The sequence below is a fragment of the Marinagarivorans sp. genome (genome assembly GCF_982758155.1).
The window spans coordinates 1-15,594 of record NZ_CEXWTU010000109.1 but is presented as its reverse complement, the minus strand read 5'-3'; the positions used below and the strand labels follow the sequence as shown (position 1 = coordinate 15,594).

At 46.2% G+C, this 15,594-nt stretch carries 8 protein-coding genes and 1 pseudogene; 5 read left to right on the top strand and 4 right to left on the bottom strand.

From position 1 onward, the window contains the following. Positions 1–2,285 (bottom strand): glycoside hydrolase family 9 protein (locus AC3A8L_RS12410; RefSeq protein WP_487962579.1); only part of this gene is annotated, 2,285 nt, incomplete at its 3' end. An 854-nt stretch (positions 2,286–3,139) separates the two neighbouring features. Between AC3A8L_RS12410 and AC3A8L_RS12405 the strand changes: the two genes are divergently transcribed. The 3 genes from AC3A8L_RS12405 to AC3A8L_RS12395 all read left to right on the top strand — a co-directional run bounded on the left by AC3A8L_RS12405 (position 3,140) and on the right by AC3A8L_RS12395 (position 7,350). Beyond that, on the top strand, positions 3,140–4,303 hold the full coding sequence (locus tag AC3A8L_RS12405) for a hypothetical protein (RefSeq protein WP_487962578.1): 1,164 nt from the start codon (positions 3,140–3,142) through the stop codon (positions 4,301–4,303). Next, on the top strand, positions 4,300–5,457 hold the full coding sequence (locus AC3A8L_RS12400) for a hypothetical protein (protein WP_487962577.1): 1,158 nt from the start codon (positions 4,300–4,302) through the stop codon (positions 5,455–5,457). Before AC3A8L_RS12405 ends, AC3A8L_RS12400 begins: the two co-directional genes overlap by 4 nt. Positions 5,458–5,952: 495 nt before the next feature. Further along, entirely contained in the window at positions 5,953–7,350 is a 1,398-nt protein-coding gene (locus tag AC3A8L_RS12395; RefSeq protein ID WP_487962576.1) for a serine hydrolase domain-containing protein, read from the top strand. A gap of 339 nt (positions 7,351–7,689) precedes the next feature. On the opposite strand, the gene AC3A8L_RS12390 is transcribed toward AC3A8L_RS12395, so the two are convergent. From AC3A8L_RS12390 to AC3A8L_RS12380, 3 genes are read right to left on the bottom strand one after another with little or no spacing between them, the layout of a single operon-like run. Beyond that, positions 7,690–9,096: a DUF1552 domain-containing protein gene (locus AC3A8L_RS12390; RefSeq protein ID WP_487962575.1), complete on the bottom strand. Its 1,407-nt coding sequence runs from the start codon at positions 9,094–9,096 to the stop codon at positions 7,690–7,692. Positions 9,097–9,126: 30 nt separating this feature from the next. Next, positions 9,127–10,527, bottom strand: a complete 1,401-nt coding sequence (locus AC3A8L_RS12385; RefSeq protein ID WP_487962574.1) for a DUF1552 domain-containing protein — start codon at positions 10,525–10,527, stop codon at positions 9,127–9,129. A gap of 4 nt (positions 10,528–10,531) precedes the next feature. Beyond that, complete coding sequence (locus tag AC3A8L_RS12380) at positions 10,532–13,111, bottom strand: DUF1592 domain-containing protein (protein WP_487962573.1); 2,580 nt, start codon at positions 13,109–13,111, stop codon at positions 10,532–10,534. Between the two features lie 645 nt (positions 13,112–13,756). Between AC3A8L_RS12380 and AC3A8L_RS12375 the strand changes: the two genes are divergently transcribed. Beyond that, a complete protein-coding gene (locus AC3A8L_RS12375) occupies positions 13,757–14,977 on the top strand; it encodes a helix-turn-helix domain-containing protein (protein WP_487962572.1) in 1,221 nt (406 codons plus the stop codon). Between the two features lie 442 nt (positions 14,978–15,419). Then, positions 15,420–15,594 (top strand): annotated as a pseudogene (locus tag AC3A8L_RS12370) (transposase); the annotation flags it as partial.

Below are 15,594 nucleotides of genomic sequence, written 5' to 3'. Positions count from 1 at the left end.
GTGGACCACCCCTGAATATCATCTACATAACATTTGAGTGGCGCGCAGCCGCTCACTGCCGCTGCAGACACTGGGTCTTGTAAGGCGGGATTTGGGCCGCCAGCTAGCACACCACTGGGCACGCTGGGGAAGGTATCGTCGAGTACGTTTGCCCAGAAACGGTGGTGAGGCTGGCTGGTGGCTTTTTCGCCATAACCGGTAATGTACGATTGCGCTAACGGGTTGCGGCCCATTAAGTAGCTCATGTTCACCTGCATGGCATCCACATACTTGGTATCGCAGGTAAAATCATTGGCTAAGCCTAGGCCAATCATGTTGTTGACGACCAGCGAGTTAGAGCCCCACCCAACCGAGGTTCCGGCCATAGGCAGGCCGTAGCCTTTTTCCGTTTCGGCAACAAACGTATCGGCTGCCGCAATAATGACTTCTTTTACCTGCGCGTTAAGGGCTTCGTCCTCAATACCGGCTACGGCTAAAGAGATGGTGCCTAAAAAGTGCGTACTCGCCCAAGACATTAATGATTGGGTGGCAAAACTATCCGCGTCGCCATTTACCGTTAAGTGAAAAACGGAATCGACCATATCGGCTTTATAGCTAGCGTCCCCTGTGGCGGCATAGAGCTCGGCGCTGGCCCAATAAAACTCATCAACGGTGTAACCGTCACCATAACCGCCACTGCCAATAGACCAGTTAATCGTTCGAATGGCTGGGTTGGCCAGTGCTGCGGTATAGGCGGCTTTGGCAGCGCTTAAACAGCGATCCGCAAAGTCGGTATCAAAGGGCCGAAATACGCGTGAACACTGGGCTGCCGTGGCGGCGACATTCAGAGTGGCGGCAGTGGTAACGGGGAATAAAAAGCGATCTTGTGTGGCGAGTGATGGCCGTAGCGGTAAACCGCTCCAGGTAATATCGGCCAATTTATGATGCACCATGCCGGCTTGGGCTTCACCTTGTGGAATTTGCATTTTCAGCATCCATTCCATTTGGTAGCGGGCTTCGTCAAGAATGTCTGGTGTACCGTTATTGCCTTCAGTCTCGGGAAGCTTAAGGCTGCCATCACCAAACTCGGCGGCATTTAAGCCTAGGCTAATTGAGCGTTCGTACTGGTTCATGAGTGTCCAGACCGAGATGCCCCCATTAACCACATATTTACCGTGATCGCCGGCATCGTACCAGCCGCCCCAGCCATTAACGTTGGTACGGCAGTTTAGGGCCGTGTCGTCGAAGCTGGCTAAAGTGGCGGTAACATCACCCTGATCAGGGCTGCTTAGGCACTCAAAAGAGGGAACCTGCATGTCTGCTTGGTGGCCGGCTTCGCGTGCAAACTCGGCAGTGACAACGTCTTCTAAAATAGGTGAGCCACTACGGTTATGGTAGAAGTACGCTAAGGCTTCCTTCTTCATATCGGCGTATAGGTCATTGGCGATATCGAACGGGTAGCTAACAACGGTCATGTCCCCTTCGGTCACCACCAAAGTGTAGTTACTGCCTATTTGGGTAATATCACTAAAATCGATACTGTGAATAACTTGCCCCGAGGCTTCATCAAAACCTTGGTCGACGGTTTCGCCAGCAGAAATTTGACTGTCACCGGACATTAACGCCCACAGGCGCGGACTGCTTAGGTCAGTGGAATCGCCCGGCACAACATAGGTAGCACGTTTGGCAAAACTGGGTAGATAACCGTGTTGGCTAGCTTGCACCTGTGCGGCAACGGGCAGTACTACAGGTTCTACATAATTTGGATCTTCAATAGCGATATCATCGAAACAGATGGTCTCGCCCGCGGGTACGTTGCCACCACCGAGCATAAAGCGGAGATAAGCCGCATTGTTGTCTGCAGTCGCGGTAAAGGTGCTGGAGTATGCCAAGCCCGCACCGTCTAAGGGGGCGTCCACTGCCAATGCCACTTCTTCAAAAATGGTGGTACAGCAGGGGGCCTCAATGCTGGTGCCGGCGTCAATAGTGGCCGGCGCACTGGTCCAGACGGTAAAGCTTAAGGTGTATTCATTATCGGTTGTAAAGCTTAGGCCGCCTTGGCGCAATTGTGCACCCCAAGTATTGCCGCCTTCGTCAATAACGGTAAGACAGGCGCGGCCTTGCGTGTCAATTTCAAAAATACCTGAGCCCGCAGGTACTCCCCACCAGCCCGGTTCTTCCCAGCTAAGGGCGCCATCATCAAATGAGCCGTTGGTAATAATATCGGCCGCGTAGGTCGGCAGTGTTATCAGGGGTAAAGCACACAGGCTTATGCTTAGCGCGTTAACTATAAGTTTTTTATTCAACTGAGAGGACTCCGGTTTTATAATAATTATTTAGTTTTGGTGTTGCGGGCTGTTAATTTAGAGTGTTCTGAGTAAAAGTTGATTCTAGCAGTCGCACCATTCCCCAGATAGTAAGGCCGCAAAAAAATCAAAGGCAAGGCGCGATAATTGAGTACCTTTAAAATTGTCTGGGCGGGCTCAATAAAGGCCATAGAAATATAAGATGCCGTGTTAGCGGCGTGCACGAAATAAGTTGCTGGAATTTGGTTTTGTGGGTGCACACTTGGCGAGGCGAAAATATGGCGTAATAGCCGGCTATTGCAAACATTTTTAACGAAGGCAAGCGTACACCCAGGAATTCAAAAACGGGAAGTTATTTCATGCACGCCCCTTATATACCCCTATTGATATTTTATTATTAATAAATGGAATGGCGGACATTAGGGCGTTAATTGCGACACTTAAACATTATTTGAGAGGGGGCCCGGTTGGCTGGCGTTGTATTAATCATAATTAAAGTAAGTGCCTGTCCAAGCTATTTTAAGCTATTAGGGGCGAGCACGGAATAAGTTGCTGGAATTTGGGTTTGTGGGTGCTTGCTTAACGAGGCGAAAATATGGCGTAATAGCCGGTAATTGCAAATATTTTTAACGAAGGCAAGCGTGTACCCAGGAATTAAAAAACGGGAAGTGATTTCATGCACGCCTCGATGATTTTCGTTGATTATTTTCAATAAAATTTCGCGCGGTTTAATGCCTATTGATCTTTTTATCGTTATCATCAAGTATTGGTTGGGCAAGCCAGCTCTTGCAGGGCGCGCGATCTTAGCCCCTTATGCCTAGCATCACCTCAAACCACTAACATAATAGACACTCATGACTTTACTACAAATTGCAGCACTGGTTGCATGCCTCGCGGCTGGCGCAGCTCTGTATCAGCGCCAACATACTGAAGCCCGTTTACACGATATGCCATTGTTAGTCGTGCAGCCTACGAATCCGTTAAGCTCGGCCCTCAACCCAGCCTCCACGCCCAGCAAGGTTGCATCCGCGCCGATACCGCGCAAGGTCACGCCGGCACCGGCACTTCAGCCATTAATGCGCAATCCGCTCCAGCAGTGGTATTTGGGGGATTGGGATAAAAAGACACTCGCCAATATGGCCGATATTGATGCTGTTTTGGCGCTGTCGATTCCTGATGCAGAGGCGGGCGATCCGGCTTTTTTCCAATTATCGCAACAGCTCAAATCGGTTAAAATGGGCCGACGCTATTCCGTCACAGGTACCACCTCTCCGTTGTTGGCTTTTTATGTTTACATCGCCAAATACAGCCCGAACACTATTTACCGACTTTTTAATAGCGGTGATTTTGATCGCGGCCGGCTTGGCCACCTAATAAAGTATGGTTATTTACACGATTGGCCAGAGCATATTCAGGATGTACAAAAACTCCTGCTGACAGAAGAGGAGCTACTGTTATCGTTATGGCTGCGCGATGGCAAGCTAGTGGCCCAAAATGCCTTCATTGATGCCTTTTTTAATTTCACAAACCCCAAGCTGGCCGCTGAGCGCATCTCCTTGCGCAATCTGGCTTTTGCTTTTACTGGCATGACAGCCGAGCAAAAAAATCAACTCAATCGTATATTCCTGGATGGCCAGCGCCGAATAGACCCTCGCCGTGTTGTCGCGCTCAAACGCGCGGGCATACTTACCACCACGCGTAAACAAACGATTGCGCTTATCAAACAACTTGCCGGAACCCCGAGCAGCCACCGAGGAATGTCGTCGTATTTTAGTGATGCCGTAGGCTTGGGCAGTGAATATTATCTGTACTTATTAATTGGGGATATTGTCGATAACAATGAACAGCCCAACCATTTTTATTGCGCCGCCTGTGGTTTGGCGGTGTTTACGGAAGGGCTGCTGGGCGCGCCGCTCATCGAGCGCGTAAAAAACCGCCAGCATTACACGGTTGATCGTAATCCAGGGCAAAAAATAACGCGTAGTGGAGCCGAATTTATAATATCGGAGGTTCTATGAAAACCGCCTCATTTAATTTTGCTCTAACCTTGCTGTGTGCCTTTGGCGGTGGTTATCTACTGGCGGGGTATCTTTCAATAGCGCCTCGCCCCAATAATACGGTGGTAGAACCGGTCCGCCCTGAGGCCGTTATCGCGCCAGTACCGGCTGCCTCTTATAGTGCTCAGGCCTCTTCAAGCCCTGGTTTTCGGAGGTTGCCCCAGCCTTTGGCGTCGATACGAACAGCCGAACCCGCCAAGCCCTTGTTGGTGGCCAAAGGTGCATACCGCAACAAAAGTTACCGCGAGCTTCTAGCAACCAGCCTAAACCGTAACAAGGCCCTTGCGATGCTCAACGCTCCAGCATTGAGCGAGCCTGAGGTGGTAAAGTTTTTAACGCTACTGGGTATGATTCGGGACGGTTGGTCTCTCAGTCAAAACAGCGGCCACAACAACTTCTACGCAATGCGGCAGCACCTTATCAATGTCTGGCCTTATTATTTCGATATCATCATGGCGGCTGAATGTACCTACTGCGGTAATCATTTTGAAATGATCGAAAAGCTGGCCAAAGAAGCCCATTCGGCGCCCGAAGTGGCCTTATGGATGGCGCCAATCCATGCTCGCTACCTAGCGCTGGCCAACGAGCTGGCGCCACTAAGCCCACACACCAGCACGGATCTAGCCGCAACGTTTGCTCAATTAGGTTACGCTGGTGACTCCAGAAGCCGCCGTTTTATTAGCCAATACCTACAAGAGGATAAAAAGACACTAGCACAATGGAATCCAAAGCAAGCGGTCCAAGCTCTGCTCAAAATAAAACCCGCCAACTGGCGTCAAGGCGAGCGCAAACGCACTATTAAGTACTGGCAGCAACGTGTTCTTAACGGTGCTGTTGATGTTGAGTTATCCATTGCTCTTGCCACTAGCGGGCACCGGCCAGCTCTGCGCTGGATTATTTGGTTGCTGGATAAAAAAGCGCCTTACCTGCATAAATATGTCCGTCGTGATATCCGCCCGATACTTCAAAGCGCCATGCTTGAGCACAGTAATTTTGACTTAGGTGACTTTAATAATTGGTCTGCTTTTTACAGCCAGCACTGGCAGGATATTCACTGGAATAAACAAGAGAAACAATGGTTGCTCGGGCCGAGTAGCGCAACTGATCACCGCTAATGCGGGCCTGCGCACAGCGCATAAAAGCCGCTAACATTAGCGGCTTTTATTTTTATAGTGTACTAAGTTATTGTACGAAAAAACGTTCTCTATTTTAACGAAGATAGCGGGGTGCAGGTACTTCTCAAAATGGCGGGACAAAATGGCGGGACAGGCACTCGCTATCTCCTCGCCCCTTAGGCTGCGAGTTTGTTTGTCAGCGAGCTTCCGTGTCATCAATCCCGAAACCGTTGCAGTCACCTAAAGAAGATACTCTGTGAAATTTAGGGTGTGTGTCCCTGTAAGTTCGTGACCAGATGGGTTGACCACTACACTGGCGTAGATCCTTGTTAAGGATATTGCCCTGCAACAAAATACTAAAATATGGCTATGCCGCAGGGAACTTTTCCAAGCGCAAAACATCAATGCCATGAGCGTTAATAGCACAGCATAGAATAACCCCCGCCTAACGGACTTGCTCGAATATAATTTGATCAAAGAAAGGAAATTAAAATCATGAAAAGCATACTATTCAGCTTAGCCCTACTCAGCTTAAGCTTTAGCCATCTATGTGCCGGTGAAACATCGCTTAACTTTGAGAACCATTTTGCAACTGCAGCAGAAAGAAAACAGAATCAATACCAAGCTATTCTAGAGACCTATATAGACCCAAATACTCCTGGTGCTGCGGTGATTGTCAGCCAAAAGGGTCAGGTTTTATTTGAAGGTGCTGCCGGCTTAGCTAACATGGAATTAAGTGTAGCTGTTACGCCCCAAAGCGTATTTCAATTAGGATCGATCACCAAACAATTTACCGCTGCTGCCATTATGATGCTGCAAGAGCAAAAGAAATTAAATATCAAAGACAATATTCATAAATATGTACCAAATTTCCCTACAGAAGGTCATAAAGTCACTATTGAACACCTCTTAACGCATACCTCTGGCATAGCAAATTACACTGAGGATCCCGTTTTAATACAAACAGAAATACAAGTTCCTCAAGAACTAGATGCTTTGCTAATACGCTTTGCGGAACACCCCATGAAAGGGCGACCCGGTGAGGCAATGCAATACTCAAATACAGGTTATGTTCTATTAGGAAAAATCATCGAAGTCGCTAGCGGAATTTCTTATTCAGACTTTATTGAAAAGAAAATATTTAAAAAATTGGGTATGAGTGCCAGTCGTTACGCAGGCAATCAACTCATCCTCAATCGAGTAAGTGGCTATGATATGGGCCCTCAGGGCCCTGTTAATGCATTACATACTGATATGTCATGGGCACATGCTGCTGGTTCTTTGCTTTCAACAGCAAGTGATTTAAACATTTGGTTTAAGGCCTTACGTTCAGGAAAGTTGATTACGCAAGAAAGCTACAAAAAGATGATTACGCCATTCAAGCTCAACAACGATTCACTTTCTCATTACGGTTTTGGCTTAATGATAGAGAAAATCAACAAGTACGATGCCGTTTCACACGCTGGGGCTATCTCAGGGTTTATATCTAACGCGGTATATCTTCCTAAAGAAGATTTATACATTGCCGTTTTACAGAATTCATCCAGCGGTAACCCTTTTTTAATAAGCCGTCATCTCATCGCCGCCGCACTTAACCTAAAACTACCCACATTCAAAACCGTCAACTTAAATGAATCTGCCGTGCAACCACTTTTAGGGAGATACAAGCTCAAGGATATTAATTGGGAAGGGCGCTTTTTTATGTCCGGTGGGAAGCTATATACCCAGCAAGATAAAGGTTATAGCCAAGAGGTACTCCCAATGTCTAACAACAGTTTTTACTACAAAAATAGCTTGAGTTATTTCATTATAGAAAAAAACAATATGGATCAATATGAGGTAAAACTTTATTCTGATCTTTCTCCAGAGCCCATAAAAGGCATTAAACAATAGCATTCACAGATACTATCGAAACCCGTTAAAAGGATACTTGTAGCTTTGACAGTTTTGGTAAAGATAGCGGTACAGGCGCTCGCTTTCTCTGTGAATTTTTGGGCGTGTGTCCCTGTAAGTTGATTTTTTGTGCTTGGGAAGGCATTAGTTTCTTGTGTTGGGCCATAACGATTGAGAGCTAGGGGGGGGCCAGAAATGTGTTCTTATATTACTCTCGTACCACAAGATGACGTCTTTGAACAAACCTATACCCCAAGCGGCCAAGCGCTATACCTTTCATTTATAGGCCAGTGGTTATTAAAAAGCCACCGGCCTACCAACCCCCTAGCTTATACGCCTCTACGCAACAATATCATCAAAGAGTCCTTTTTTAACACTATCAGGTTGATTACCAAAATCATCTACCGGCGCGCCATTGGCCTTTCTTACCCCACTAGCTGTCAGTATTGTATTTAAAATTTTAGGATTATAGATCTCTTTTTTAACGCATTGCCCTGTTTTTAAATACCCCCCAGCAGAGCCCGCTATAACCATAGGTACGCGCTCGAACAAGTGGTTGCCATCGGCTTGTTGATTTGCCCAAATAGTCATACCCTGATTAATTAAGTCACGCTCTTTAAGCTTATCCAATAATCGTAAATATGCTTTTTGAAAAAAGTAACGATCCATTTTTTCATGCGCCTCTAAAGGGTTACTACCTTCTACTCTATGTGAAACTTGATGGAAATTATTGATCGTGGTTGAACCGTCAATCACGTATTTCCCCATATCCAAAAACTCACCGATTTGTAAAACACCCACTTGGCTATAGCCACATGCTACCGCAAGCGCCATCACATCAATATGTAATTGGGCTGTTTGCATTTGGCGGTCAGCTCGCTGATGTAAGCCACCAGTATCATGCGCCTCTAAACGGCTCTCCAAGTCTTCACTGGCTAGCTCGCACGAGCGAATTTCAATATCTTGCACCAAGTCTCTATGAGCTTCTATTTTGCGCTTATCTGCAGCACTCAACCATGATGCACTTTGTAGCGTATCGAGCTGGTCGCGTAATAAATCGTTCACAAATTTATTACGCTGGGTTAAGGCATCTAAATCCCCTAGGCCTTCGCCCGCGCCGCCAATCACTTTTTGAAAATTACGCAGCGGATTAGATTGCATCGTGCGCGTTGTCCCATCGGCCGAAAAAGACGTCAAGCTGCCCTCGGCTTTACCGGCAATGGCCGTCAGCGGGCCTACGCCTGCAGGGTTTAGTTCATCAGCAATACGCTGGTCTATCGACATATGAGAAGGCCGATTATTTCCCCGCAATTTAGAACCTGTTAATAACTTGCTACTATTTAGTGCATGTAGGCATGTACCATTAAGGCCATCGGCATACTTCATTCCATCGATTATAATGAGGTCCCGCGCGTAATCTTGCAGCACACTCAAGCTGCGGTCGCTGTCTTCACGCATATTGGCCGTCGTTAATGCTTTTGAGCCGCCGCGCAGCCAAAATGTTTCTGGCTCGACTAACATTCCTTCCCCCATAGGGTTTTGAGGATCAAAACGAGCGCCTTCTTGTCTCACTCCATTACCTGTAGCGACCACTAATACAAATTTAGGATTACCGTTAGTCTCTGCATAGGCATTAGGCGAAAGGCTTTCCAGTAGAGGCAAGCCGAGTGTTACCCCGCCCAATCCTTTTAAAACTATACGGCGCGAAAGCGTATGAGGTGTGCGATTTTTTTTACCTTTAAACATAATGATTCCTCGAGGCTAAACAAGCCAAAACTAAGCAATAATGTCATTAAATAAACCGGTTTTTACCGACGCATCTTGATTGCCAAAATCATTAACCGGATCGCCATTGGCTTTACGTACGCCAGTTGCCGTTAATACCGTATTCAAAATTTTAGTATTAAAGGTTTCTTTTTTAATGTATTGCCCCGTCTTTAAATAGCCACCCGCATTTCCACCCAAAACAATCGGAACGCGATTAAATAAGTGATTCCCATTGGCTTGTTGATTAGCCCATATCGCAACGCCTTGATTCAACAAGTCACGCTCTTTAAGTTTATCCAACAGTCGGATATAGGTTTTTTCGAGCATATAGCGGTCCATTTTACGATGAACCTCTAGCGGGTTATCGCCCTCTACACGATGAGAAACTAAATGGTAGTTATTCACCGTTGTTCCACCACCCAAATCATATTTACCCACGTCTATCCAGTGTCCTACCTGTAATACACTGGCATAGCTATAACCGCAAGCCGCCGCCAACGCCATAACATCTATGTGCAGTTCGGCGGTTTGCATTTGGCGATCGTGGCGCTGGTGCCAGCCATTGCTATTATGTGTATCTAATCGGCTTTTTAAGTCTTCGCTTTCCAACTGGCAGGCCTGTACTTCAATGTCTTGTATAAGATCACGATGGGCTTCAATTTTTTGTCGGTCTTGCGTGCTTAACCAAGGATCGTTTTGCAAGGTGTCTAATTGCTCGCGCAGTAAATCATTCACATATTTATTGCGCCGCGTTAAGGCATCCAAGTCGCCCGCGCTACCATCACCGCCAATCACCTTTTCGAAATTACGTAACGGGTTAGATTGCATTGTGCGCGTTTGGCCGTTGGCTGTGAAAGATGTCAGGCTGCCATCAGAAGGCCCCGCAATAGCCGTTAAAGGGCCAATGCCTGTGGGATTAAGTTCATCGGCAATACGCTGATCAATTGACATATACGTTGCACGATTATCATTACCGTTACGCGTGACCTTCGAGCCTGTGAGCAGCTGGCAGCTATTACTGGCATGAATACAAGCGCCGTTATAGCCCACCTTATAATTCATTCCATCAATTATATTGATGTCCGATGCATAGTTTTGTAAGACACTCAGCGAGCGGTCATCGTCTTCTCGCATGTTTTGTGGCGTTAACGCTTTACTGCCGCCACGTAACCAAAAAGATTCAGGCTCCGTTTGCGAGGCGCCGCCACCCTCACTAAAGCGCGGCCCTTCTTGCTGAACCCCATTACCCGTTGCTATTACTATGGCAAATTTGGGGCTGCCGTTACTCGCAGCACTCACCTTAGGGGTTAAGCTTTCGAGCAAGGGCATCCCTAAAGCCGCGCCCCCTATGCCTTTCAATACTAAGCGGCGAGTCACATTTTTATTTTTACCAAAAATTGTTTTTTTCATCACTCTATTCCCCCGCTTTATCATCTGTTGCCCTAAAACGAAAGGCTTCAGACAGCAGCGTCATTTTAATCAGATCAATAATCGGTTGGTTATCACTAAACGAAAGCTCAGTTAGTGCGTCTTTAAGCGGTTTATCAGAAGGGGTAATATCGCGCCCCAAGGCATATTCGATCCATTGAGTGCTGTAACAATCATGCGTTTCTTTGGCGTTCGCCAGCGCTTGGCTAAACTCAACCGCTCCGTCATACTCTTTTTCGTCACCATCAAGCACAAGGCTCGACATAGCATCAATCATAAAGCCGTTAGTATCTTTTGTGCGCGCCTCGCCTAAAGCGCCGTAACCTTCTAATGCAAAGCCCGCGTTGTTAATTAAACCTACATGGCATACACCACCGCAGGTTTTAGTATGAAGATCTAAGCGCTCGCGCTGAGTTTGTGTTTCTACATTGGGTACCGGTGGCACGTTATTAGGCGGCGAACCTAGTGCGCGACAAATCATGCGCTCTTGCACAAAAACGCCTCGATGTATGGGGTCTGACTCTTTCTCCGAGGCATTCAGCGCTAAAAACCCCACCTGCGTTAATAAACCTGCGCGCTGATTGGCATTAAGATCAACGCGAGTTAAGCCTTCATCTCCCACCGGGCCAACCCCGTAAAGTGGCGCTAGCTTAGGGTTAACAAAGGCTGTTGGGGTTAAAAGTAAATCCCTTAAAGAACCGTTATCATCATGTACAATCGCCTGCGTAAAACGCTTGAGTGCATTCGCCATATCACCACCTATATTCGGATCAAAGTCAGGGTATAACACTGGGTCTTTCATCAAGCTATAGAGCTTATCGGTACCCACTGTTTGCCCGTGAAAATCTCGCACCATGCCCTTGCCTTTATTCGTTGATAACAGCCTATTAATCTGTGTATCTAAGCCTTCGGGTGTGGTTAACTCGCCATTCTCGGCGGCAGCCATCAAGGCCGTATCGGGTGTACTGTTTAAAATGGCATACGATAAACGCACCGCTATTTCGTAATCATTCAATGGGATCAAACCTTCTACAGCATCGAGCTCTTGGCTTTTTTCGACACGGTATAAAAAGTGCGGCGACTGCAGCAAACCGGTTAATAGCAATCGTGTACCGGCCACTATTTGATCATCCAGTGCGGCATAAGCCTCACGCCCTTGATTAAACAGGTTGATTAATTCAGTGCGTTCAACCCCTGTAATAGGGCGGCGATACAGTTTGGGGGATACACTATTCACAATCGCGGCAGCAATATCTGTTGCCGGTAGTGCACCGGTAAAATTGGCTATTGTTGCGCGATCCTGTGTGAGGGTTTCGGCAATGATTTTAATCGCGGTATCATAATCGGCTAATAGCTCCTGACGAATAAACGTACGCCGTGCGTTATTTTGGTAATGTCCTTCAGGCGCATCGGGTGACAGCGCCACAACATTGACCTCGGCATTGGTGAGACCAAAAATATCTTTAATAGAATTACGCCACTGCACATGCGTTAACCGTGGAAAGCGCGTTACAAATGCTACCTTATCAAGTGCGGCCATATCGCGTTCAAAGGTTTGGCTGATGTACTGCGCAATATCCAACGCACAGCTATCCTCACAACTCGCGGTAGAGCCAAAAGGCATGGTACGCGTAATATAATCGGCTAAATCGGCCATATCAGTACAAACGGTAAGCTCACACGCAAACTGACCATTTTCATCAATAATATTGGAACCAGGGAAGCCCCCAAGTGTCGCCGTACCAGGAACGGGGGAGATAGAATCATCGTGGCAACCCGCACACTTGGCCTTATATAAATCTTGGCCATTGGCAATATCACCCACAATACTGACAGAGGAGCTCGCTGCCGATGACACAGATGTCTGACTTATTGAAGAAGTCACACTCGATGAGGGCATATCCATAACAGAGGAGGTAGAAGAACCCTCACTCGACATAGTACTACTGGTCTGTTCACTCGAAGAGGGCACTTCAACAAGATTTACCTCTACATAATTGAATAGCAATGTGGTTGTGGAGGTGAAGCTTAAACGTAATGTTTGCGTGCCAGCCTCCAGTACAATATTGGGCAGTAATAATTGTTCATAATTTTTTGCCGCATCATTGGCTGTTTGTAATTGGCCAATCTCAACACCGTTAATATGCAGTATCAGCCGAGTATCGATACTGGGCGCAGCAACATTCACGATAAATGTGTAAGTCCCGGCTTCAGCCACGCGAATATCATATTCAAGCCATTCCCCTGCCTCAATACCTCCTACATCACACAATCCCAAAAAGCCTTGCGGTACTGGGTATTGGTCAACGGGACCAGTACCACAGCCTCCTTCATTAGTGGGTGTATTGTCTTTAGCGCGAGAAAAATCTTCCGATTGTATGCGTTTCGGAATATCAATAGCCGCCACATCGGCTGCGCTCGACATCGCACTCGTGGATGATAATGGCGCATCGCTCAATGATGCACTGCTCTGAACACTAGATGATTCAGCTGTGTCTTCATCTCCCATACAAGCACTTAATAAAAGTGCACTCGCCATCGATATCACCGCTTTCATTCTGAACATAACCTTTCCTCGCAGAGACTTTAAACCGTTAAATCAATACGGTTAATTTTTATTTTTATAACGCGATTAAACAAACACCTCACCAGCAAGCGTGGCGGTTAAGCCGCAGCCCAAAAGGCCGCTTGCGAAAGGCGTTGAAGGAATATAGCAATGAATACAATATTAATGGGGCACACAAACCGAGCAATCATCAATCGGTCAAAGTCGGAACAAGAAAATAGATTTATCTTATTAAAAATCAGAAGGTTAGGTTGGGTGTGCGCAGTGTCTCAGGCATAAAAAACGGGCAATATACACACGACCCGATTAGCGCCACCCACACAAAAATCTTAAAACGGGACAACATAAAACCAAAATCTCATAGCACCAAAAAAATTGTACGCTATGATAAAAGACAAGAAAAACCCCTTAGCTTTTTAAAAAATAGTGAAAAAAGCATCGATTTAAAGTCATTAAATATATATCAAATGTGACAACAAGAGTGTTTCTGAACACTAACGGTCTAACAATAATGCCTCTTATCTTAAAGCCCTATATCTGCCCTATGCCGAATGGCCTAATACCCTTGGCCGACTTAACACAATGCATAAAAAATAGTCATTAAAACAACTAACTCAACTCGCGGGTACAACCGTCGCTACCAACATGCTTACTATACTTACCCTCACGCTGACAGCCGCTGCATGCATAGTTTTAGCGGGGCTCGCCATTAAAAAAAGCCACCCGCCTGAAAGCGTACTGTGGGCTGTATTTTTTGTGATTATTGCTTATTGCAGTCTCACAACAGCATTGTTCTTTAGCGCACAAAACCCCCGCCCGTTCTTTTTCGCTTTTACCTTGGGTAAGTTCCTAGCCTTATTGCAAGGCCCCATTTTATTTACCCTAGTCCGATTGCATAGAAACAACACAAACCGTTATAGCCCTAACAACCTCACCATTGATATGATTTATCACTTGGCGGTAATGACCTCTATTGCACTGGCTTTCTTTACCGCTTTTGCTCTAACGCAATCAACCAACCTATTATTAAGCCGGCCAGAGCTCATCAAAGCCGCCTTAGGGAATGTGTATTACGGCCAGTTTCACCCGCTCGCCATCATCCTTTCCATGGTGTACTTATCTGCTAGCATTTGGTTGTTACGGTCCAGCAAGCCGGATAACGCAAAAACACTTAACGTCTGCACCCAATATACGCACCTCTTTTTACGTACAGCCGTACTTTTAACAGCATTAGCCTGGAGCCTTCCAGCCCTCAACGTTTTACTCTGGTGGCTAGCAACCTCTAATGTAGTTGGCGAACTGAATCACCCATATTATCAATTTATACTGGGTAATCTACGCACGGCAGTTATCGCTGCCTCTGTTGTGATATTAACCATCATTCAATTTAAAGCTCATACACGCTTAGTCCTGCATCCAAAGGGTAGGGCTCTATCGCAAGATCATCACAACACAGACAATACAAGTTTGTACAAATACGATCTCAATAACGAGAGCTCGCATACAGAAACACCCATCAACCCTTACTACATACAAAAAATTACAACCGCTTTTGAAAGCGATAAAATTTACCTCACGCCTAACCTCAGCATTGGTTCACTCAGTGAGCACACAGGCATTAACCCCACCGACTTATCTGAATCTCTAAAGGTACATTTTAAAGCCACCTTTTTTGATCAAGTCAACCGCTACCGTATTATGAAATCAAAAGAGCTTTTACAATCCAAGCATAAACAGCTCAGTATTGAAGAGGTTATGCGGCTATCAGGTTTTAATAGCCGTACGGCCTTTAATAGAGCTTTTAAATTGCACACAGGCATGAACCCCAGAAGCTTTCGCAATCAGCAGCTTATCGCAAGCGATTAAATTCTATTTACTATTAAAATCATCCACTGTAAAAAATTGATTTGTTAACCTGTGCATGCCAATAGAAATCAGGTATTGCTGCCTCGAAATCTCGCAAGCGAAGGTGGTGCTAGCGAGCTGCGGCATATCTTGATCGCCGCCTTAATTACTCAGAAAGATAACCTCTTAAATTTAACAGCAGCAAAGCGACTGACTGCGAAGATAGCGGGTCAGGCACTCGCTGTAGAAAAATTAACAGAAACTAACAGGACACACACTCTAAATTCTGCTGTAGAAAAATTAACAGAAACTAATAGGACACACACTCTAAATTCTGGACAAAAAACGATCATCCGCTAGGCTCAAAGTATCAGAAACTAACAGGACACACACTCTAAATTCTGGACAAAAAGTGATCAACCGCTAGGCTTAAGGTATTGCCCCCTGCCGCTAGGTGATTACCATGACAAAGGCTCGTAAAGTCCAGGTTTCGTTAGATACCACGCCCTATTATCACTGTGTCAGTAGATGTGTCAGAAAAACATTCTTGTGTGGTCTAGATAAGTACACAGGGCAAAACTACGAGCATCGTCGTCAGTGGATAGAAGACCGCTTGTTGTTATTGGCTGAGGTCTTCG